We start from the raw sequence: 19,887 nt of genomic DNA, 5'->3' as shown, positions 1-19,887 counted from the left end.
GGCGGATAGGGGGAAGGTGGCCTGACGGCCCGTGAGGTCCTGTGTGCGCGCGGCGAGTTGCCGCTCGGTCGGGGAAGCCCGACCGTACTACTTGCTCTTGGGGCCCTCGTCGTCGGCACCTCCGTTGTCCGAGTCGTCCGACTTGTCGAAGCTGACCGGCTTCTCGTCGGCCGCGTCGAGGGTCTCCGCGTCGGTCTCCTCGTCGGCCGGACGGCCGTTGATGATCGCGTCGTACTCCTGCGGCTCCAGCACCGCGGCGATCGCACCCTTGGTGAAGTGCGCGACCACGCCGGGGGCGAGCTCCAGCTCGACGGTCTCCTCGTTGACCGACTTGACCAGGGCGTACATCCCCCCGATGGTGCGGACGCCGGCGCCCGGCTCGAGGCCGGCCCGCATCTGCTGCGCCTGCTCCTGCCGCTTCTTGTTCGAACGGAACATCATGAACAGCACGGCGATCATGATCAGGGGGAGGATGAGCGTTTCCACAGCCTGTGTCCTTCTCCAGGCCGCCTACGGTGCGACGGCCATCGGCATTTGGTCGGCCCGTCGGGTGAGAGGGGCGGTCCGGCGGAGTCTAAGCGACCTCCGCTGATCGGACAACGCCAAGCATGTCATCCTGCCGCCGTTGGTGGCGACCTCCACCAGGAACGGTTTGCTCACGATCTTCTTCTGTGGGATCCCCACGAACGGACCCCTGCTCAGCGCTCGGCCGCACCGAACAGATCGCTCTGCCCCGGCACCGCTCCACGGGCCCCCTGCAACGGGGGGGTCATCCCCAGGTGCTGCCAGGCCGCGGCGGTGGCGATCCGGCCGCGCGGGGTGCGGGCCAGCAGTCCCTCCCGGACCAGGAAGGGCTCGGCCACCTCCTCCACCGTCTCGGCCTCCTCCCCCACCGCGACGGCCAGGGTGGACAGGCCCACCGGGCCGCCGCCGAAGAGCCGCAGCAGCGCGTCCAGCACCGCGCGGTCCAAGCGGTCCAGACCACGGGCGTCCACCTCGTAGACGTCCAGCGCCTGGGCCGCGATCTCCCGGCTGACCTGGCCGTCGTGCCGCACCTGCGCGTAGTCCCGGACCCGGCGCAGCAGGCGGTTCGCGATCCGGGGCGTGCCGCGCGAGCGCCCGGCGATCTCGGCCGCGCCGTCCGGGTCGATCTCCACGTCCAGCAGCGCGGCCGACCGCCGCACCACCCGCTCCAGCTCGCTCGGCGCGTAGAACTCCATGTGCCCGGTGAAGCCGAAGCGGTCGCGCAGCGGCGGGGGCAGCAGGCCGGCCCGGGTGGTGGCCCCCACCAGGGTGAAGGGCGGCAGCTCCAGCGGGATCGCGGTGGCGCCCGGGCCCTTGCCGACGATCACGTCGACCCGGAAGTCCTCCATCGCCAGGTAGAGCATCTCCTCGGCCGGGCGGGACATCCGGTGGATCTCGTCCAGGAAGAGCACCTCGCCCTCGGTGAGCGAGGAGAGGATCGCGGCCAAGTCCCCCGCGTGCTGGATGGCCGGCCCCGAGGTGATCCGGATCGGCGCTCCCAGCTCGGCCGCGATGATCATCGACAGGGTGGTCTTGCCCAGCCCGGGCGGGCCGCTGAGCAGCACGTGGTCCGGGGCGGTGCCGCGCTGGCGGGCGGCCTGGAGCACCAGCGAGAGCTGCTCGCGGACCCGCTCCTGGCCGATGAACTCGTCCAGCTGCTTGGGCCGCAGCGCCGCCTCCACCGCCTGGTCCTCGCCGTCGGCGGCGGCGCCCACCACGCGGTCGGCGGGGTCGGAGTCGTACGGGCTCATCGGGGCGGGCTCCTGACGGTGCGTCGGGTCGGCTAACGGGTGCGGTTGAGGGTGCGCAGGGCGGCCTTGAGCAGGGCGCCGACATCGGTGACGGCCTGTGCCTCGGCCTCCGGGGTGACGGCGGTGACCGCCTCGTCGGCCTCCCGCGGCGCGTAGCCGAGGCCGACCAGTGCGGCGTGCAGCTGCTCGCTCCACGGGGCGGGCCCGGCGGCCAGCGGCTTCTGCGCCGGGACGGCCCCGCTCGGCGCGCCGAGCTTGTCCTTGTACTCCAGCAGCAGCTTCTGGGCCAGCTTCGGCCCGATCCTCGGGACGGCGGTGAGGGACTTGGCGTCCCCCTGGGCCACGATCCGGCGCAGCTCGTCGGGGGTGAAGACGGCCAGCATGCCGAGCGCCATGGTGGCCGCGACCCCGCTGGCGGTGAGCAGCACCTCGAAGGTGGCGCGCTCGTCCTCGTCGGCGAAGCCGTAGAGGGTGAGCGAGTCCTCCTTGACGATCAGTGCGGTGGTCAGCCGGGCGGGCTCGCCGATCCGCAGCGTGCCGAGGGTGCGGGGCGTGCACTTCACCAGCATGCCGACCCCGCCGACCTCGACGACCGCGCTGCCGGCGGTGACGGCGGCGACCGGGCCCTGGACGAAGGCGATCATCGGCGGTACTCCCTGCGGGGGCTGGTGGTTCGGGTCTGCTGGGCGGTGGCGACGGCGGCGGCCAGGCGGTTGGTGGTGGTGCCGCGCCAGATGTGACAGATCGCCAGCGCCAGCGCGTCGGCGGCGTCGGCGGGCTTGGGCGGCTCGGCGAGCCGGAGCAGCCGGGTGACCATGGTGGTGACCTGGGCCTTGTCGGCCCGGCCGGAGCCGGTGACGGCGGCCTTGACCTCGCTCGGGGTGTGCAGCGTGACGGGGATGCCGCGCCGGGTGGCACAGAGCATCGCGACCGCGCTGGCCTGCGCGGTGCCCATCACGGTGCGCACGTTGTGCTGGGCGAACACCCGCTCCACGGCGACGAGTTCGGGCCGGTACTCGTCGAGCCACTGCTCGATGCCCTGCTCGACCCGGAGCAGCCGGGGCCCGATCTCCTCCTCGGCGGGGGTGCGGATGACCCCGACCCCGACCATGGTGAGCGGCCTGCCCGGTGCACCGTCGACCACCCCGACCCCGCACCTGGTCAGCCCAGGGTCCACACCCAGCACCCGCACTCTGCCCGCCTCCGTACGCTCCGACCTGCGAAGGCTACCGCCACGGTCCGACAACCGGACCAACGACACCGGCCCGGCGGTCCAGGGGACCGCCGGGCCGGTGTCACGGACCGTCAGCTCACTCGGCGTCGAGCTCGGCGCCGACCTCGTCGCTGATCTCGAAGTTGGCGAAGACGTTCTGCACGTCGTCGCTGTCCTCGAGGGCGTCGATCAGCTTGAAGATCTTGCGGGCGCCGTCGACGTCCAGCGGGACCTGGAGGTCCGCGACGAAGTTGGCGTCGGCCGAGTCGTAGTCGATCCCGGCGTCCACCAGCGCGGTGCGGACGGCGACCATGTCGGTGGCCGCGCTGAGCACCTCGAAGCTGTCACCGAGGTCGTTGACCTCCTCGGCGCCGACCTCCAGGACGACCTCCAGGACCCGGTCCTCGTCGACCCCGTCCGCCTTGGGGACGATCACGACGCCCTTGCGGTTGAAGAGGTAGGAGACCGAGCCCGGGTCGGCCATGTTGCCGCCGTTGCGGGTCATCGCGACGCGCACGTCGGAGGCCGCGCGGTTGCGGTTGTCGGTGAGGCACTCGATCAGGACCGCCACGCCGTTCGGGCCGTAGCCCTCGTACATGATGGTCGAGTAGTCGGCCCCGCCGGCCTCCGCGCCCGAGCCGCGCTTGACGGCCCGGTTGATGTTGTCGATCGGGACGGAGCTCTTCTTCGCCTTCTGGATGGCGTCGTAGAGCGTCGGGTTGCCCGCCGGGTCGCCGCCGCCGGTGCGCGCCGCCACCTCGATGTTCTTGATCATCTTGGCGAAGAGCTTCCCGCGCTTGGCGTCGATGACGGCCTTCTTGTGCTTGGTGGTAGCCCACTTAGAGTGGCCGGACATCGCCAGCTCCTTTACGTCGCCAAAGGGAAATGAACAGAAGGGATCTTACCGGTGCCGCGCCCCGGTCAGTGCGCAGCGTCCTCCACCATGCGCACGAAGTACTCGTGCACCCGGTGGTCGCCGGTGAGCTCGGGGTGGAACGAGGTGGCCAGCAGGTTCCCCTGGCGGACCGCCACGATCCGGCTGTCCGGGCCGTCGGCCGCGGGCAGCTCGGCCAGCACCCGGACGCCGGCGCCGACCTCCTCCACCCAGGGGGCGCGGATGAAGACGCCGTGCACCGGCTGCTCCATGCCCTCGAAGGCGATGCCGGACTCGAAGGACTCGTTCTGCCGGCCGAAGGCGTTGCGACGGACCGTCATGTCGATCCCGCCGACCGTCTCCTGGTCGTCCCGGCCGTCCAGGATCTTGTCGGCCAGCATGATCATGCCCGCGCAGGTGCCGTAGACCGGCATGCCGGCCCGGACGCGCTCGCGCATCGGCTCCATCAGGCCGAACAGCAGGGCCAGCTTGGACATCGTGGTGGACTCCCCGCCGGGGATCACCAGCGCGTCCACCTCGGCCAGCTCCTCGGGCCGGCGGACCTCGCGGGCGATGGCGTCGGCCGAGGCCAGCGCGATCAGGTGCTCGCGGACATCGCCCTGGAGGGCCAGGACGCCGATGACGGGGGTGCTCACGGGTGCTACCTCATTCGAAATCGTTCAGGCGGACGTGCGGCGGCCCGCCGCGCGATCAAGGCTGCGCGGCGGGCCGACCGGACGTGATTACCAGCCGCGGTTGGCGTACCGCTCGGCCTCGGGCAGGGTGTCGCAGTTGATGCCGACCATGGCCTCGCCCAGGTTGCGGGAGGCGTCCGCGATGACCTTCGGGTCGTCGAAGAAGGTGGTGGCCTTGACGATGGCGGCGGCGCGCTTGGCCGGGTCGCCGGACTTGAAGATGCCCGAGCCGACGAAGACGCCCTCGGCACCGAGCTGGCGCATCAGCGCGGCGTCGGCCGGGGTGGCCACGCCACCGGCGGAGAACAGCACGACCGGCAGCTTGCCGAGCTCGGCGACCTCCTTGACCAGCTCGTACGGGGCGCGCAGCTCCTTGGCGGCGGCGTACAGCTCGTTGTTGTCGAAGCCGCGCAGCTTGGCGATCTCGTTCTTGATCTGGCGCAGGTGGCGGACGGCCTCGACCACGTTGCCGGTGCCGGCCTCGCCCTTGGAGCGGATCATGGCCGCGCCCTCGGCGATGCGGCGCAGGGCCTCGCCCAGGTTGGTGGCACCACAGACGAACGGGGTGGTGAAGGCGAACTTGTCGGAGTGGTTGACCTCGTCGGCCGGGGTCAGCACCTCGGACTCGTCGATGTAGTCGACGCCGAGCGACTGCAGGACCTGGGCCTCGACGAAGTGGCCGATCCGGGACTTGGCCATGACCGGGATGGAGACCGCGGCGATGATCTCCTCGATCATGTTCGGGTCGGACATCCGGGCCACGCCGCCGTCCTTGCGGATGTCGGCGGGGACGCGCTCCAGGGCCATGACGGCCACGGCACCGGCGTCCTCGGCGATCTTGGCCTGCTCGGCGTTGACCACGTCCATGATCACACCGCCCTTGAGCTGCTCGGCCATGCCGCGCTTCACGCGGGCGGTGCCGATCTGCGGCTGGTCAGCGGTGATGGGGGTGGTGGACACGTGTGACCTCACTCGAAGATGTACCAGTGCTATCGCCCTATCGTAGGCCCGAAGCGGGTGGGAACCATGCACCACCAAGGCCAGAAGGCCCTCCGGCTTACGACAAAGCGGCTTACGACAGAAGGTTGAACGACCCTCAGGTGCCCAGGCTCTCAGGCCGGGGCCCCCTCCGGGGTGAGCGCGAGCGGCGGTTCGTCGTCCATCTCGAAGGCCAGCGGGAACGGTGCCCGCCCGGCCAGCCGGAAGTACCGCACCAGCCGGTGCTCGCGCACCGCCCGGGCCGCCCGCACCGCGTCGTTGTGGAAGCGCCGGGCCATCGGGACCCGGCGCACCGCGGCGGTCAGGTCCTTCAGCGCCTCGGCGCCGCCGGGCGCCGCGGCCAGCGCGGCCAGCTGCTCGGGCTCGGCGAAGACCGCCCGCAGCGCCAGGCTGAGCTCGCTCTCGGCCACCTCGCGGTGGTCGTCCTCGGCCTGGCGGGCGGCGTGCGCGGCCTCCAGCAGCAGGATCGAGGCCGCCGGGTCGAGCAGCGAGGAGGTGGCCAGCTCCATCGCCACCGAGGCCCGGCGCAGCAGCTGCGCGTCCAAGGAGGCGCGCGCCGCGTCGATCCGGGCGTGCAGCCGGTCCAGCCGCCCCGCCGTCCAACTCAGGTACATGCCGAACAGCACGACCGCCACCGCGGCCCAGATCCAGTTGCTCACGGGCAGGTACGCTACCGCGCCGGGTGGTGCTCGAACCGGTAGGTGTCCCGGTCCAGCTCGGTCACCTGCACGCCGAGCGCGGCCGGCACCGTGACGTGCGCCCGCAGCAGCTCCAGCACCCGGCGGGTCAGCTCGGCCCGCAGTTCGGTGCTCCGCCCGGCCAGCACCTTCACCTCGACCAGCACCAGGGCCTCCCCTGACGCACCGTCACCCACCAGCACCCGCCCGGCCTCCCGGACCACCGTCTTGCAGGCGGCGGTGTCGGTGTCGATCACCTCCGGGATGGCCTCGTGCAGCTGCTCGGCGAGCCCCGCCCAGTCCACGTCCAGCCCCGCCGAGTGGTCGATCAGCACCTGCGGCATGTCACTCCCCCTGTCCGTCGTTCCGTCAGTCCCGGGCCAGGCCGAGGCGCTCGCGCCAGCCGCCCCGGGTGTCCTCGGCCACCTCGGGCATGCCGTCGGTGACCGTCTCGTACACCGCGAGGACGTCCGCCCCGACGGTCGACCAGTCGAAGCGGCGCACGTGCCGGGAGGCCGCCTCGCGCAGCTCGGCCAGCCGCTCCGGGTCGGCCAGCAGCCGCACCGCCGCGTCCGCCAACGCGTCCGGGTCCTCGACCGGGAAGAGCTCCCCGGCACCGCCGCCGTCCAGCACCTGCTTGAAGGCGTCCAGGTCGGAGGCGAGCACCGGCGCGGCCGCCGACATCGCCTCGACCAGGATGATGCCGAAGCTCTCGCCGCCGGTGTTGGGCGCCACGTACAGGTCCACGCTGCGCAGCAGCCGGGCCTTCTCCTCGTCGCTGACCATCCCGAGGAACTCCACGTGCCGGCGCACCTCGGGCGTCAGCCCCTCGGCGGCCTCCTCCTCGTCACCCTTGCCGGCCACCAGCAGCCGCACGCCCGGGCGCTCGGCGAGGATCTTCGGCAGCGCGGCCAGCAGGGTGGGCAGGCCCTTGCGGGGCTCGTTGATCCGGCCGATGAAGCCGATGGTGGGCGCGGCCACCGTGCCGGTCCAGCGCGGGTCCGGCTCGGCCCCGGCGAAGAAGCCGACGTCCACCCCGTTCGGGATCACCACCGCGTCGCCGCCCAGGTGCTCGACCAGGGTGCGGCGGGCGTACTCGCTGACCGCGATCCGGGCGCTCATCTTCTCCAGGCCGGGCTGCAGGATCGGCGAGGCCGCGATCATCGCCCGCGAGCGCGGGTTGGAGGTGTGGAAGGTGCCGACCATCGGCCCGGAGGCGGACCAGGCGGCCAGCATCGACAGGCTGGGCGAGGCCGGCTCGTGGACGTGCAGGATGTCGAAGTGGCCGTCGTTCAGCCAGCGCCGCACCCGGGCGGCGGACAGGATGCCGAAGCTCAGCCGGGCCACCGAGCCGTTGTACGGCACCGCGACGGCCCGGCCGGCCGAGACCACGTACGGCGGCAGCGCCGACTCGTCCTCGGCCGGGGCCAGCACCGAGACCTGGTGGCCGAGGCCGATCAGGTGCTCGGCCAGGTCGCGGATGTGGAACTGCACCCCGCCCGGCACGTCCCAGTCGTACGGGCAGACGATCCCGATCCTCACCGCTTGACCTCCAGATCGGCCAGCCAGAAGCGCTGCAGCATGTGCCAGTCCTCCGGGTGCTCCCGGATGCCCTCGGCCCAGATGTCCGCCATGGTCTGGGTCATCGCCGAGGTCCGCTCCTTCTGGTCGCCCTCCTCGGGGGGCAGCACCTCGGGGTGGATCTCGCCGCGCATCACCGTGCCGTCGTACCAGAGCGTCACCGGGAACAGCGCGGCCCCGGTGCGCAGCGCCAGGGCGGCCGGACCGGCCGGCATCCTGGTGGTCTCGCCGAAGAAGTCCACCGGCAGGCCCGCCTCGGAGAGGTCGCGGTCGCCCACCAGGCAGACCAGCTTCCCCGCGCGCAGCCGGCGCGCCAGCGTCCCGATCACCGAGACCTGACCGCCCGTCAGCGGCAGCACCTCCATGCCGAGCCCCTCGCGGTAGGCCACGAAGCGGTCGAACAGCGACTCCGGCTTGAGCCGCTCGGCCACCGTGGTGAACGGGTGCCCGGCGACGGCGGCCACCCAGGCCCCGGCCAGGTCCCAGTTGCCCATGTGCGGCAGCGCCACCACGGCGCCGCGCCCGGCGGCGATCGCCTCGTCCAGCCGCTCCCGGCCCTTGACCTGGCAGTCCTCGGCGAGGCGCGCGGTGGAGTACACCGGCAGCCGGAAGGACTCCTTCCAGTACCGCAGGTAGGAACGCATCCCGGCCCGGGACAGCGCCCGGATGCCGGCCTCGTCCAGCTCGGGCCGGACCCGGCGCAGGTTGGCCTCCAGCCGCAGCACGCCCTTGCCCCGGCGCCGCCAGGTGAAGTCGGCCAGCTGGTCGAAGAGCCCGCGCGCCACCGGCTCGGGCAGGTGCTTGAGCGCCGCCCAGCCCAGCGCGTACGCCCCGTCGGTCAGCCCCTCCTTGCTGATCTTCACGCCGTCGCCTCCGCCGCCGCGTCCGCCTCGCGCGCCTCCCGACGCACCGTCAGCATCCGCTGGAACACCGTCACCAGGCTCCCCACGGCCACCACCCAGAGCGCCGTCGGCAGCAGCCACTCCAGGTACGGCACCCCGAAGGTGCCGAGACCGGTGACCCCGGCCGCGACCAGCGTGATCACCAGCCGCTCGGCCCGCTCCACCAGCCCGTTGACGTTCACCGGGAAGCCCAGGCTCTCGCCGCGCGCCTTGGTGTACGAGACCACCTGACCGCTCGCCAGGCAGAAGACCGCCACGGCGCACAGCACGTTGCTGTCCCCGTGCCCCGAGTACCAGAGCGCCAGCCCGCCGAAGATCGCCGCGTCGGCGACCCGGTCCAGGGTGGAGTCCAGGAAGGCGCCCCAGCGGCTGGAGGAGTTGGCCTGGCGGGCCATGTTCCCGTCCACCAGGTCGGAGAAGATGAAGAGGGTGATGGTGATCGTGCCCCAGAAGAACTCCCCACGCGGGAAGAACACCAGCGCACCGGCGACCGAACCGGCCGTCCCGATCAGCGTCACGGCGTCCGGGCTCACGCCCCAGCGGAGCAGCATCGCGGCGAACGGCGTCAGGACACGTGTGAAGAAGGCACGTGCGTACTTGTTGAGCATGGCCTTCCGGACCGCCCCGATCTTCCGAAACCCACCCCCGCCCAGAGGACGGCGGGCGGCCGAGCGGATCGGCCCGCCCGGCCGGACAATGGTATCCACGCCGCTCGCACCCCTCGCCGCCCCACGCCCGCGAGCGCCATCCGGCCCAACGCGCGGCCACCCAGGGCAGTTGACGGCACACCCACCGTGATCGCAGGTGCGCCATGACCGATCGGACCACCCCTCCTCCCGTACCGGTCGAAGATCCGGCCCGGCTGCGCAACGTCGTGCTCGTCGGCGCCGCAGGGGCCGGGAAGACCACCCTCGCCGAGACCCTCGCCCTCACCGCCGGCGTCCTCACCCGGGCCGGCTCGGTCACCGAGGGCACCACCGCCTCGGACCACGAGGAGATCGAGCACCACCAGCAGCGCTCCGTCCAGCTCTCGCTGCTCCCCCTCCCCTGGGAGGGCCACAAGGTCAACCTGCTGGACACCCCCGGCTACGCCGACTTCGCCGGCCAGCGGTACGCCGGGATGCACGCCGCCGAGGCCGCCGTCCTGGTGGTCTCCGCCACCGACCAGGTCGGCCCCGCCGTGCTCGCCCTCTGGCGCGAGTGCCGCGCCGCCGGCCTGCCCACCGCCGTCGCCCTCACCCACGTGCACGGCCCCGAGGCCGTGACGGCCTGTCAGGAGGCCTTCGGCGACGGCCACCCCGAGACCGTGCTCCCGCTCTTCCACCCCCGCTTCGCCGACGGCCGCCTCACCGGCTCCGTCGACCTGCTCACCGGCCGGACCTACGGCGAGCCCCCCGCCCCCGACCCGGCCGCCCGCGGCGCCCTGGTGGAGGCCATCGCCGGCGAGGACGACGCCCTGCTGGAGCGCTGGGCCGCCGGCGAGGAGCTCGACCCCGCCTCGCTCACCGAGGCCCTGCGCCGCGAGGTGCGGGCCGACGCCGTCCACCCGCTGCTCTGCACCGCCGCCCCGCTGGGCGCCGCCGAACTGCTCGACCTGATCGTCACCGTGCTGCCCGCCCCCACCGAACGCACCGACGACCGCCCGCCCTGCGACCCGGACGCCCCCGTCACCGCCCAGGTGATCCAGACCGGCGAGGACCAGTACGTCGGCCGGCTCAGCCTGGCCCGGGTCTGGTCCGGCACCCTGCGCCCCGACACCGCCCTCCACCTGCCCGACGGCCCCGACGAGCGCGTCACCGCCCTCACCAGCCCCTTCGGCGCCCGCCAGCGCCCCGTCCCGCAGGCCCTGCCCGGCGACCTGGTCTGCCTCGCCAAACTCGCCCGGGCCCGCACCGGCGACACCCTCGGCGGCACCCCGCTCCCCGGCTGGCCCCACCCCGAGGCCCTGCTTCCGGTGGCCGTCCGGGCCCACAGCAAGGCCGACGAGGACCGCCTCTCCCAGAGCCTCGCCAAACTCACCGCCCAGGACCCGGCCCTGCGGGTCGAACAGAACCCCGACACCCACCAACTGGTGCTCTGGTGCACCGGCGAGGCCCACCAGGCCGTCGTCCTCGACCGCCTGCGCTCCCGCCACGGGGTCACCGTGGACACCGTCCCGTACGAGGTCGCACTCCGCGAGACCTTCGCGAGCAGCAGCAGCGGCCACGGCCGGCACGTCAAGCAGTCCGGCGGCCACGGGCAGTTCGCGGTCTGCGACCTGACGGTGGATCCGCTGCCGGGCGAGGACGTCGAGTTCGTCGACCACGTGGTCGGCGGGGCCGTCCCGCGCAACTTCATCCCCTCCGTGGAGAAGGGCGTCCGGACCCAGCTGGCCCACGGCCTGCGCGGCGACCACCCCGTGGTCGGCGTCCGGGTCACCCTCACCGACGGCAAGGCGCACTCCGTCGACTCCTCCGACGCCGCCTTCCAGACCGCCGCCGCCCTCGCCCTCAAGGAGGCCGCGGAGCACGGCAGCGTGCAGCTGCTCGAACCGGTCGACGAAGTCCGGGTCCTGCTCCCCGACGAGTACCAGGGCGCGGTCCTCGGCGACCTCTCCGCCCGCCGCGGCCACGTCCTCGGCACCGAACCCGGCGGCCCCGGCCTCAGCCTGGTCCGCGCCGAGGTCCCCGAACTCGAACTCAGCCGCTACCCCATCGACCTCCGCTCCCTCTCCCACGGCACCGGCACCTTCTCCCGCACCTACCTCCGCCACGCCCCGATGCCGCCCGCCCTCGCGGCGCAGTACGCCTGACGTTCCGGCGGACTCCGTCGGGCCGGGGCCGGCCCGCTGCCCGTGGCGGGCGCCCCTTCCGGGGGCCGCCGGTCATCTGCTCGGTTCAGCTGAGGTAGCCGTGCTGGAGGGCGAGGACCGCGAGCTGGGTGCGGTTGCTGGTGCGGGTCTTGTGGCGGAGGTGCCGCAGATGGGTGTCGACGGTGTGGCGGCTGATGCCGAGCTGCCGGGCGATGCCCCAGTAGGTGCTGCCGTCGGCGAGGAGGGCGAGGATCTGCTTCTCACGGGGGGTGAGCGCGGGGGCGGTGGTCTCGGACATGTCGGACTCCTGATCTCTTCTCGTTCCGGGTGAGATCAGTCTTGTGGGGTGGGGCCGCCCCGGGGAGGCGGCGGCTTCCTCACCAAGTGGCCTGGCAGGAAGGCGACGGGGGACAAAAGGGTCAATTCGTCAGGTAACGGTCCCGTGGGCGGCCCGGGCGAGGTGCGCTCGGGTGAGGTCGTGGTGGGCCTCCTCGACCAGGCGCCGCAGCGGGGCCGCCGCGTCCGGTCGGCCGGAGAGCCAGTCGGCGGTGGTGCGGAGCGTGCTGCGGGGGTCCTGGTGGCTGGGGAAGAGACCGCGGGTGAAGGTGGTGGCGGCCTTGGCCGGGTGGGTGGACCAGATCGTTTCGAGCGCCGCGAAGTAGCGGTCGGTGTAGGGCGCCAGGAGTGCGTGGTGGTCGGGGTGGGCGAAGCCGCTGATGGTGGCTTCGAGGAGTGGGAGCGGCAGGGGGTCGTGGCGGGTGACGGCGGTCCAGGCCTCTGCCTTGGCCGCGGCCGTGGGGCGGGCCGCGAGGCAGCGTGCCCGGTGGCGGGCACCGGCTGCGGTGTCGTCACGGGCGTGCTCGGCCTCGACGGCCTCTTCGCCGGCGGCACCGTGCGCCGTGAGGGCGAACAGCAGGGCCCAGCGGAGCTCCTGGTCGACGTGCAGGCCGTCCAGGGCCGAGGTGCCGGCCAGCAGGCCGCTCAACAGGCCCGGACGGGAGGCGCCGGCGTTGCTCACGAGGAAGTGCGCCCACAGGGTCGGGTGCCCGGCCCCGGGCTGGGCCGCCGACAGGTGGCGGAGCGCCTGGTCCGCGAGGGCGGCGCGCTCGGCGGGGCGTCGTCGGGGCGGGACGTAGTGGTGCAGGGCGGTGGCGGCGTTGGCGTGCAGCGTCTGCACGACCGCGGGATCGCTCTCCCGCCCGGCGAACCGCCGGACGAGGGCGAGGTAGTCCTGGGCGGGCAGGAGGGCATCCCGGGTCATGTTCCAGAGCGCCGACCACGTCTGGGCGCGCGCGAGGGCGTCGGGCATGTCGCCGAGGTGCTCTCGCACCGTGGCCAGGGAGCGGGGGTCGAACCGGGTCTTGCAGTAGGTGAGGTCGTCGTCGTTGACGAGGACGAGCGCGGGGACCGGGCCTCCGGTCAGCTCGGGGACGGAGGTGTGCGCGTCGGTGAGGTCGATCTCGCGGCGGGCGTAGCGTTCGAGCGTGCCGTGCGGGGTGTGCCCGTAGAGCCCGACGGCGGTGCGGTGGGGGCGCGGCCTCGGGTGTGTCCCGGGGTTCTCCTGAACGACCGTCAGTTCGGTGAGCGTGCCGTCGCGGTCGGCGAGACGGGGTGACAGGACGTCGACGCCGGCGGTGCGCAGCCAGGCGTCGGCCCAGGGGCCCAACTCGCGGCCGGAGGCGTGCTCCAGGGCCGACAGCAGGTCGGCGAAGCCGGCGTTCCGGTGGGCGTGGGCCCCGAAGTAGCGGCGCAGGGCCTCCGAGAAGGCGTCCGTGCCGATGTGCGCGACGAGTTGTTTGAGGACGGCCGCGCCCTTGGCGTAGGTGATGCCGTCGAAATTGAGCGTGGCGTCGCGCAGGTCGCGGACCTCGGCGGTGACGGGGTGGGTGGAGGGCAGTTGGTCGGCCCGGTAGGCCCACGCCTTGCGGTGGTTGGCGAAGGTGGACCAGGCGTTGGTGTGCCGGGTGGCCTCTGCCTGGCAGAGGGTGGCCGCGTAGTCGGCGAAGGACTCCTTCAGCCACAGGTCGTCCCACCAGCGCATGGTGACCAGGTTGCCGAACCACATGTGGGCCATCTCGTGGAGGATGACATTGCTGCGGCCCTCGTGGGCGGCCTCGGTCACCGCGGTGCGGAAGACGAACTCGTCCCGGAGGGTGACGCAGCCGGGGTTCTCCATCGCGGCGACGTGGAAGCCGGGCACGAAGCACTGGTCGTACTTGCCGTAGGGGTAGGGGTACCCGAACCGCTCGTGGAAGAAGTCGAGGCCTTGCTTGGTGACGGTGAGGATCTCGGCCGCGTCGAGGTGCCGGGCCAGCGAGGCCCGGCAGAGCACGGACAGGGGTACGTCCAGGACGGTGCCGTCGGCCAGGGCGTACCCGTGGTGGTCGGTCACCGCGTGGTAGGGGCCCGCCGTGACCACGGTGGCGTAGCTGGGCAGCGGCGCGGTCGGCGCGAAGTGCCGGGTCGTGCCGTCGGGCGTGGTCGTCGTGCCGGCCCGGGCCTGGTTGCCGAGGACGGTCCAGTGGGCGGGGGCGGTCACGGAGAAGGTGAACGGGCTCTTCAGGTCGGGCTGTTCGAAAGCGGCGAAGACCCGGCGGGCACCGGCGGGTTCGTGGTGGGTGTAGAGGTAGACCTGACCGTCCTGGGGGTCGGTGAAGCGGTGCATCCCCTCGCCGGTGTGGACGTAGGCGCAGTGCGCCTCGACGACCAGCACGTTGGTCGCGGCCAGTTGGTCGAGGGTGATGCGGGAGCCGTCGAACACCACGGCCGGGTCGAGCGCGAGGCCGTTGAGGGTGACCGATTCGACGGTGGGGGCGATCAGGTCGACGAAGGTGCCGGCGCCCGGCTCGGCGCAGCGGAAGCGCAGCGTGGTCGTGGAGCGGAAGGTGCCTGCTTCGGGGTCGGTCGCCGAGCGCAGGTCGAGGGCGACCCGGTAGCCGTCCACGGTCAACAACCGGGCCCGCTCGCGGGCCTCGTCACGGGTCAGGTTCTCGCCGGGCACGGGTGCTCCTGGGGTCTTGTCGTCGGACGGGGTGAGGAAGGGAGGAGAGCGGGCCCGGCCGTCAGGCGGGGGCCGGCGACAGCGGGTTCCCGGCCAGCAGGTGCTCGGCCAGCAGGTGCGGGACGCCTCGGGTGATCCGCCACAGGGCCAGCCGGGCGGTGGTGGCGGATCGGTGGGCGAAGGTGTGCCGGTCGGCGGCGGCGCGCACCCGGGCGGCGGGTGTGGCGGCCCGGTCGCGGCGTTCGGCCTGGGCGGCCGCGGTCTCCAGGCGGGTGACGGTCTCCCGCGTGAGGGCGTGCCAGTCCGCGGCGACGGCGGGCAGCGAGCGCTCGAGTGCCGCGGTGACGTCCTCGGCCCGGGTGTCCCAGAGCACGATGTCCACCTGCCGGCCACGGCCGGCGATGGTGGTGCGGCCCAGGGGGCGCGGACGGGCAGCGCCACCGGGGGTGAGGATCGGGCCGTACGGATGGACCAGGGCGTCGAGCGCGGTGCCGGGTGCGCGCGGGCGCAGCAGGGTGACGGCGGTCAGGTCGTTGAGGCCGGTCAGGACGGGTGCGTCGTCGGGCACCGGCCGCGGCGCGGCGACCGGGTGTGCCTCGGCCACGGGGGCGGTGCCCCGGTGGCTCGCGAGGAGTTCTTCGACGACCGCGTGGAGGGCGGGCGGGCCCGCGACGAAGAGCTGGGACGGGCTGCGCGGGTAGTGGCCGTGGACGAGGGCGTGGACGTCGGCCTGGGTGATGCGTGAGACGGACCGTGTCGTGGTGCGGGCGATGGCGTCCAGGCCCGGTTCGTCGGCGGCGGCCGCGGCGATGAGCGGACCGAGTCGCTGGACGGGCCGGTGGTCCATGCGACGGGTCTCCAGGAGCACGGCGTGGCGTTCTCCCTCGAACACCCGGGGAGTGGTGCGGGTCCGGTGACCGTTGGTCAGGTCCACCAGGTGGCGGATGGCGGCGAGGCCGTCGAGGGGGTCCCCGGTGGTGCGGTAGACGGTGCGGTCGATCTCGGTGACGGCGAGCACGGGCAGCGTGGGCGGGCCGGGGGCCGGTCCGCCGAGGACGTTGAGGTGTTCGGCCATGTGGGCGGTGCCTTCGAGACCGGGGAGGTCGTCGCGGGATCCGCAGCCGACCACCAGGGCTGCGCCGAAGGAGCCGGCCCACGGGAGCGTCTCCAGCCTCACCCGGAGGTTTCCGGTGCTGAAGTGGTGCACCTGTGCGGCGGTGGTTTCGGAGGAGGTCACCGGATCTCCTGGTAGGCGCGGGCGAGTTGGTCGCGGTGTTCGGGGGTGAAGGGGCCCACGGCCGCGGCCGCGGGCGGGTGCGGCAGGAAGGCGAGGCCGGGGATCTCGTCGAACCGTGCCAGGGCGGACAGGTGTTGACGGACCGTCGGTTCGCCGACGGCCCGGCGCCGTAGGTCGTCGACCGTGCCGAAGGGGCCGTCGAGCGCGTTGAGGTGCTCGGCCCGGTGGCGGCTGTGGGCGAGCCGTGTCTCGTCCGGGCCGGCTCCGTCGGCGAGGGTGCGCAGGGTGTGGGCCAGGACCCGCAGGGCGGTTGCGGCGTCCTGCGGAGCGACGGTGGCGGTGGCGCCGATCGAGGAGGAGCCGGCGTCCTGCCAACAGGAGGCGGTGAAGCCGTACGCCAGGTGGTGGCGGTGGCGCAGTGCCCGGTGCAGGCGGCCGTTGGGGCCGTTGCCGAGCAGTTCGACCAGGAGCGGAAGCAGGCCCGGCTCCGGGGTGCGGACCGGGAGCCGGACGGCGACACGGGCGTCGCACTCCGGCTGGAGGGCGATCTCGAGGGCCCCGCGCCAGTGGGTGGCCGAGGCCTGGTCCGCCCCGTTCCCGTCCTCGTCCTCGACCTCGGTGCCGGGGTGGTCGTGGTGGACCCGGGCCCGGGGGACGAGGGTCTCGATCGCGTCGTTCAGGTCGGCGACCGTGATGGCGGCGAGCGTTTCCCGGGTGCCGCCCGGGTCGGTGAGGGGCTCGCTCCGGGCGGCACGTTCCACCAGGTGGTTGAGCATCGCCAGCGGTGGTGCCCCGTGCCGGTCGACGGCGGCGCCCTGCCGCGCCCGCAGGTCGTCGAGGATCGACCGGCCTGCGGCCCCCGCCGGCAGGCGGGCCTGCCGGAGGTCGTCGAAGGCCGTGCGAGGGCCGGCCGGGTCGGGCGCCCAGTAGGCGAACTCCGAGGTCCGCGCGGTCAGGCGGTGCCGGGTGATCCACCCGGCGACCGCGGCACGCCTCGCGGCACCGCCGCAGCGCGGGTCACCGAGCACGGCGGCGAGCAGTGCGGCGAACCCGGCCCGGGACGGGCCGTCGTCACGGTGCCCGGCGGGGAGTACGACGAGGCGGGCACCGCCGGGGCGCCGCGCGGTCATCGGGCGGGCTCCCGGACCGGTCCGGCGGCCGGCTCCACCGGTGTGCCGGCCTCGGCGGGTGCGGGTGGGCGGGTGTCGGCCCGCAGCGCCCGCCAGGCCCAGGGAGCGGCGGTGGCGGTCGCCAGGACGCCTCCGGCGGCCACCACGGTCAGCGGCGGGATCCAGTGGGCGGCCAGTCCCGCCGCGGCGACGCCGGCGAACTGCCAGAGCGCCTTCCAGGTGCGGCGTACGGCCGTGACCCGGCCCCGGTAGCCGGGCTCGGCGCGTTGCTGGCACTGCATCGAGGGGCCGACCGTGGTCAGGTAGCCGTGGACACCCAGCAGGACACCGGTGACGACGACGAAGGCGCCGGCGTTCGCGGAGCCCGCGCTCCAGGCGGCGGCGAGGGCCACGGGGGCGGTCACCAGGACGGCGGCCCGGAACAGCACCGCCGGGGCCGGGTCGCGGCGTACCCGGGCCAGCGCGAGGGTCACCACGAGGCAGCCGGCCCCGGCGCCGAGCCCGAACAGGCCCGGGGCTCCGGTCGCGGGGGCCGCTCCGAAGTGCAGGAGGACCAGTTCGGTCGCCGCGCCGAAGAAGAGGTACCAGGGCGCCTCCGCCGCCATGGTCCAGCGCAGGACCGGGTCGGTCCGTACGGCGCCGATCCCTTCCCGCACGTCGCTCCAGCCACCGGCGGCCGCCGTGCTGCGGGGAGGGCGGGGGCTGCTGCCCCGGCGGGGAGCCATGCACACGGCGGCCACCAGGAAGGTCGCCGCGTTGAGCCACACCACGGTGGCGATCGAGCTGTGGGCGAGCAGCGCGGTGCCCAGCAGGGGGCCGAGCAGGACGGCCCCGTTGCCGGAGGCGGTGACCAGGGAGTTGGCCGCCAGCAGGCGGTTGGCGGGGACCACGTCGGGCAGCAGGCTCATGAACGCCGGCAGGGCCAGCGCGGACAGGACGTTCTGGGCGATCAGGTGCGGGTAGACCCAGCCCAGGTGGTCACTGCCGACGGTGGTCGCCAGGGACCCGGCGACCAGGAATCCGCCGAGGTCGGCGGCGATGACGACGCGCCGCGGGTCGAACCGGTCGGCGATCACCCCGGCGACCGGGGTGAAGACGATCTGGGTGAGGAACAGTGCGGCGAAGGCCATCAGCCCGGCGCTGGTGGAGCCGGTGGACTGGCGGATCCACAGCGGGATCGCCAGGTACTGGACGTACCCGCCGAGCCCGGACAGGGACCGGCCGGCCAGGATCAGGCCGAACTCCCGGCCGAGCCGCTGCCCGGTCGCCTCAGACACGGGTGCCCCCGCCGTGCGAGGCGGCCCAGGCCAGCTGGGACTTGCTGGTGCGGTCCCGGGGGACGCCGAGCCGTCGGTCCATCCGGTCGGCGAGCCGCCCCAGGTCGGCCAGTGCGGCGGGCTGCGGGGAGTTGACCTCGATCTCCAGGCACCGGTACTGCCAGGAGCGCGTGCGGGGGCCGCCGGGGTCGCCGAAGTCGACCTGGTCGAGGTTGCCCACGACCTCCGTGCCCGCGGCGGTGCGGCCGAAGCACTTGTAGCGCCGCTGGACGGCGGTGCCGGCCGGTCGCAGCTCGCCGGTGAGCAGGCCCAAGCTCTTGGCGTGGGCCACCGGCAGGGTCGCCGGATCCTCGAGCCTGGCACCGACGTGGCGGTGCGGCACCCGCTGGCGCAGCTCCAGCCCGTCGCGCCAGCCCCGCCGGTGCACCGCCTGCTTGAACACCACCACGCAGGTCCGGCCGGCACTGCCGCTGTTGACGACGACGCTCAGTGAGTGCCCTGCCGCGGCCAGGGAGCCCCGGGCGTCGTCCAGGTACAGCGACGACTGCAGGTAGTCCCGAGGGGCGGCCGTCGGTGTGACGAAGCCGTCGAAGAGCACGGCTTCCACGAAGGCCGCCGGGTCCTCGGCCCCGTCTCCGGGCAGTGCCCACTTGCACTCGTGCTCGACCCCGATGTGGAGGTCCTCCAGCAGGTCGGCCGGGGTGGCCGGTATCGCCTGGTGCATGAACGGTTCACGCCCTCTCGTCGGGCCGGCCCGGCGCCGGCATGGTGAACACGGTGATGTCGGCGGGGTCGTGCGGGGCGATGGTCCGCTCCACCGCCCGCCGGAGCTCGACGGCGCACTCCCGGGTCGGCCGGAAGTGGCCCGATTTGAGATTGGCCACGGCCAGGAGGCGTTCCGGCGACCCGACGACCACCAACTCCCCGGCGGCCCTGGCCCGCAGACGCTCGGGGACCAGCATGGGGTGGACGACCCTGGTCACCTCACGCGAGCGCTCCTGGACCCGGGTGAACATGACCTCCGCCAGGTCGTGCGGCTGCGGCCACACCCACAACTCGCCGTCGTCGTCCACCACGTACAGGTAGGACGCGCCCGGGCGGAGCTCGGCCGCCATCTGGAGGCGGTCGACCATCCGCACGGCATGCCGGCCCATCCGCTCCAGCGGATGCCGGTAGTACTTCTCGAAGGTCGGACGGTCGAACTCGATGACCGTCGGGTTCGTGGACACCGTCCGCTGCACCTTGCGCGCCGGCGCCGTCATGCCGCCGGAGTCGAAGCGCCGCTGGATGTCGGGGACGAGTTCCCCGACCCGTGCCGACAGCACTGCCGACGGCTGCTCGGCGGCCAGGAGCGTCAGCATGGAAAGCAGCTCTTCGTAGAGCAGGAAAATCACGGCCTGTGAATTCGGGCCGTATCGGCCGGCCGCGGCGCGGCGCATTTCGGCGAACCGCGCCACCACCGGGTGGTCCTTCGGTGCGACCGTCACCGTACGCACCTCCCTCTCACTGTTCGATCGGTCTCGGAAAAGCCCGAGGGGGCGCGGGAGCGTCCTTGCGCTCCCACGCCCCCTTCGACGGCTCGTTACATCCAGTTCGGGACGTCGGAGTTGGCGGCCTGCGGAGCCGACAGCGCCTCGGTGCCGTACTCGGTGGCGTCCAGACCCTCCAGCGCCTCGACGATCGCGTCGACGCGGGCCAGCTCGTTGGTGGTGATCTCGCTCATGGTGTTCTCCTA

Annotated in this window: 21 protein-coding genes; 1 reads left to right on the top strand and 20 read right to left on the bottom strand. The window is 73.4% G+C overall.

Annotated features, from left to right (window positions below):
- Positions 1-87 precede the first annotated feature (87 nt).
- The 12 genes from yajC to pgsA all read right to left on the bottom strand — a co-directional run bounded on the left by yajC (position 88) and on the right by pgsA (position 9,324).
- Positions 88-486 carry a preprotein translocase subunit YajC gene (gene yajC / locus ACIA8O_RS21815; RefSeq protein WP_396295574.1) on the bottom strand — a complete coding sequence of 133 codons (399 nt, stop codon included), beginning with the start codon at positions 484-486 and terminating at the stop codon, positions 88-90.
- Between the two features lie 212 nt (positions 487-698).
- Positions 699-1,775 (bottom strand): Holliday junction branch migration DNA helicase RuvB, encoded by a 1,077-nt coding sequence (gene ruvB, locus ACIA8O_RS21810; RefSeq protein ID WP_396295573.1) that lies wholly within the window; start codon positions 1,773-1,775, stop codon positions 699-701.
- Between the two features lie 32 nt (positions 1,776-1,807).
- The gene (gene ruvA, locus ACIA8O_RS21805; protein WP_396295572.1) at positions 1,808-2,419 is read right to left on the bottom strand and encodes a Holliday junction branch migration protein RuvA; all 612 of its coding nucleotides are present in this window, start codon (positions 2,417-2,419) and stop codon (positions 1,808-1,810) included.
- Positions 2,416-2,967, bottom strand: a complete 552-nt coding sequence (gene ruvC / locus ACIA8O_RS21800; RefSeq protein WP_396295571.1) for a crossover junction endodeoxyribonuclease RuvC — start codon at positions 2,965-2,967, stop codon at positions 2,416-2,418. Before ruvC ends, ruvA begins: the two co-directional genes overlap by 4 nt.
- Positions 2,968-3,085: 118 nt before the next feature.
- Positions 3,086-3,844: a YebC/PmpR family DNA-binding transcriptional regulator gene (locus ACIA8O_RS21795; RefSeq protein ID WP_396295570.1), complete on the bottom strand. Its 759-nt coding sequence runs from the start codon at positions 3,842-3,844 to the stop codon at positions 3,086-3,088.
- Between the two features lie 65 nt (positions 3,845-3,909).
- Positions 3,910-4,518: a pyridoxal 5'-phosphate synthase glutaminase subunit PdxT gene (pdxT, locus tag ACIA8O_RS21790; RefSeq protein ID WP_396295569.1), complete on the bottom strand. Its 609-nt coding sequence runs from the start codon at positions 4,516-4,518 to the stop codon at positions 3,910-3,912.
- A gap of 87 nt (positions 4,519-4,605) precedes the next feature.
- Positions 4,606-5,517, bottom strand: a complete 912-nt coding sequence (pdxS, locus tag ACIA8O_RS21785) for a pyridoxal 5'-phosphate synthase lyase subunit PdxS (RefSeq protein ID WP_345278988.1) — start codon at positions 5,515-5,517, stop codon at positions 4,606-4,608.
- Positions 5,518-5,669: 152 nt separating this feature from the next.
- Complete coding sequence (locus tag ACIA8O_RS21780; protein WP_396295741.1) at positions 5,670-6,170, bottom strand: hypothetical protein; 501 nt, start codon at positions 6,168-6,170, stop codon at positions 5,670-5,672.
- Between the two features lie 56 nt (positions 6,171-6,226).
- Positions 6,227-6,577, bottom strand: coding sequence for a 5-carboxymethyl-2-hydroxymuconate Delta-isomerase (locus ACIA8O_RS21775; protein WP_396295568.1), 351 nt, complete (start codon positions 6,575-6,577; stop codon positions 6,227-6,229).
- Positions 6,578-6,602: 25 nt separating this feature from the next.
- Positions 6,603-7,775 carry a glycosyltransferase family 4 protein gene (locus ACIA8O_RS21770; protein WP_396295567.1) on the bottom strand — a complete coding sequence of 391 codons (1,173 nt, stop codon included), beginning with the start codon at positions 7,773-7,775 and terminating at the stop codon, positions 6,603-6,605.
- Complete coding sequence (locus tag ACIA8O_RS21765; RefSeq protein WP_396295566.1) at positions 7,772-8,677, bottom strand: phosphatidylinositol mannoside acyltransferase; 906 nt, start codon at positions 8,675-8,677, stop codon at positions 7,772-7,774. The genes ACIA8O_RS21770 and ACIA8O_RS21765 overlap by 4 nt, the downstream gene beginning before the upstream one ends.
- The gene (gene pgsA / locus ACIA8O_RS21760) at positions 8,674-9,324 is read right to left on the bottom strand and encodes a phosphatidylinositol phosphate synthase (protein ID WP_396295565.1); all 651 of its coding nucleotides are present in this window, start codon (positions 9,322-9,324) and stop codon (positions 8,674-8,676) included. The genes ACIA8O_RS21765 and pgsA overlap by 4 nt, the downstream gene beginning before the upstream one ends.
- 203 nt (positions 9,325-9,527) lie before the next feature.
- Here pgsA and ACIA8O_RS21755 point away from each other — a divergent pair, with 203 nt between their 5' ends.
- On the top strand, positions 9,528-11,507 hold the full coding sequence (locus ACIA8O_RS21755) for an elongation factor G (protein WP_396295564.1): 1,980 nt from the start codon (positions 9,528-9,530) through the stop codon (positions 11,505-11,507).
- Between the two features lie 85 nt (positions 11,508-11,592).
- On the opposite strand, the gene ACIA8O_RS21750 is transcribed toward ACIA8O_RS21755, so the two are convergent.
- The 8 genes from ACIA8O_RS21750 to ACIA8O_RS21715 all read right to left on the bottom strand — a co-directional run bounded on the left by ACIA8O_RS21750 (position 11,593) and on the right by ACIA8O_RS21715 (position 19,875).
- Positions 11,593-11,805, bottom strand: a complete 213-nt coding sequence (locus ACIA8O_RS21750) for a response regulator transcription factor (protein ID WP_396295563.1) — start codon at positions 11,803-11,805, stop codon at positions 11,593-11,595.
- 129 nt (positions 11,806-11,934) lie between these two features.
- On the bottom strand, positions 11,935-14,508 hold the full coding sequence (pepN, locus tag ACIA8O_RS21745) for an aminopeptidase N (protein WP_396295562.1): 2,574 nt from the start codon (positions 14,506-14,508) through the stop codon (positions 11,935-11,937).
- A gap of 61 nt (positions 14,509-14,569) precedes the next feature.
- Complete coding sequence (locus ACIA8O_RS21740) at positions 14,570-15,745, bottom strand: hypothetical protein (protein WP_396295561.1); 1,176 nt, start codon at positions 15,743-15,745, stop codon at positions 14,570-14,572.
- Positions 15,742-16,875 (bottom strand): insulinase family protein, encoded by a 1,134-nt coding sequence (locus tag ACIA8O_RS21735; protein WP_396295560.1) that lies wholly within the window; start codon positions 16,873-16,875, stop codon positions 15,742-15,744. Before ACIA8O_RS21735 ends, ACIA8O_RS21740 begins: the two co-directional genes overlap by 4 nt.
- Positions 16,872-18,152, bottom strand: coding sequence for an MFS transporter (locus ACIA8O_RS21730; RefSeq protein ID WP_396295559.1), 1,281 nt, complete (start codon positions 18,150-18,152; stop codon positions 16,872-16,874). Before ACIA8O_RS21730 ends, ACIA8O_RS21735 begins: the two co-directional genes overlap by 4 nt.
- The gene (locus tag ACIA8O_RS21725) at positions 18,145-18,876 is read right to left on the bottom strand and encodes a hypothetical protein (RefSeq protein ID WP_396295558.1); all 732 of its coding nucleotides are present in this window, start codon (positions 18,874-18,876) and stop codon (positions 18,145-18,147) included. The genes ACIA8O_RS21730 and ACIA8O_RS21725 overlap by 8 nt, the downstream gene beginning before the upstream one ends.
- 7 nt (positions 18,877-18,883) lie before the next feature.
- Entirely contained in the window at positions 18,884-19,609 is a 726-nt protein-coding gene (locus ACIA8O_RS21720; RefSeq protein WP_396295557.1) for a hypothetical protein, read from the bottom strand.
- A gap of 125 nt (positions 19,610-19,734) precedes the next feature.
- On the bottom strand, positions 19,735-19,875 hold the full coding sequence (locus ACIA8O_RS21715; RefSeq protein WP_396295556.1) for a hypothetical protein: 141 nt from the start codon (positions 19,873-19,875) through the stop codon (positions 19,735-19,737).
- Positions 19,876-19,887 lie beyond the last annotated feature (12 nt).

It is taken from the genome of Kitasatospora sp. NPDC051853 (genome assembly GCF_044452665.1).
GTDB lineage: Bacteria > Actinomycetota > Actinomycetes > Streptomycetales > Streptomycetaceae > Kitasatospora.
The sequence above is the reverse complement of the archived record's forward strand: the minus strand, read 5'-3'. Positions and strand labels throughout refer to the sequence as shown.

What these genes read in the sequence shown, in the direction of transcription:
- ruvB (WP_396295573.1), bottom strand. Translation starts at nt 1,775, where the DNA reads ATGAGCCCGTACGACTCCGACCCCGCCGACCGCGTGGTGGGCGCCGCC.
- ruvA (WP_396295572.1), bottom strand. Translation starts at nt 2,419, where the DNA reads ATGATCGCCTTCGTCCAGGGCCCGGTCGCCGCCGTCACCGCCGGCAGC.
- ACIA8O_RS21795 (WP_396295570.1), bottom strand. Translation starts at nt 3,844, where the DNA reads ATGTCCGGCCACTCTAAGTGGGCTACCACCAAGCACAAGAAGGCCGTC.
- ACIA8O_RS21780 (WP_396295741.1), bottom strand. Translation starts at nt 6,170, where the DNA reads ATGTACCTGAGTTGGACGGCGGGGCGGCTGGACCGGCTGCACGCCCGG.
- ACIA8O_RS21775 (WP_396295568.1), bottom strand. Translation starts at nt 6,577, where the DNA reads ATGCCGCAGGTGCTGATCGACCACTCGGCGGGGCTGGACGTGGACTGG.
- pgsA (WP_396295565.1), bottom strand. Translation starts at nt 9,324, where the DNA reads ATGCTCAACAAGTACGCACGTGCCTTCTTCACACGTGTCCTGACGCCG.
- ACIA8O_RS21755 (WP_396295564.1), top strand. Translation starts at nt 9,528, where the DNA reads ATGACCGATCGGACCACCCCTCCTCCCGTACCGGTCGAAGATCCGGCC.
- ACIA8O_RS21750 (WP_396295563.1), bottom strand. Translation starts at nt 11,805, where the DNA reads ATGTCCGAGACCACCGCCCCCGCGCTCACCCCCCGTGAGAAGCAGATC.
- ACIA8O_RS21735 (WP_396295560.1), bottom strand. Translation starts at nt 16,875, where the DNA reads ATGACCGCGCGGCGCCCCGGCGGTGCCCGCCTCGTCGTACTCCCCGCC.
- ACIA8O_RS21725 (WP_396295558.1), bottom strand. Translation starts at nt 18,876, where the DNA reads ATGCACCAGGCGATACCGGCCACCCCGGCCGACCTGCTGGAGGACCTC.
- ACIA8O_RS21715 (WP_396295556.1), bottom strand. Translation starts at nt 19,875, where the DNA reads ATGAGCGAGATCACCACCAACGAGCTGGCCCGCGTCGACGCGATCGTC.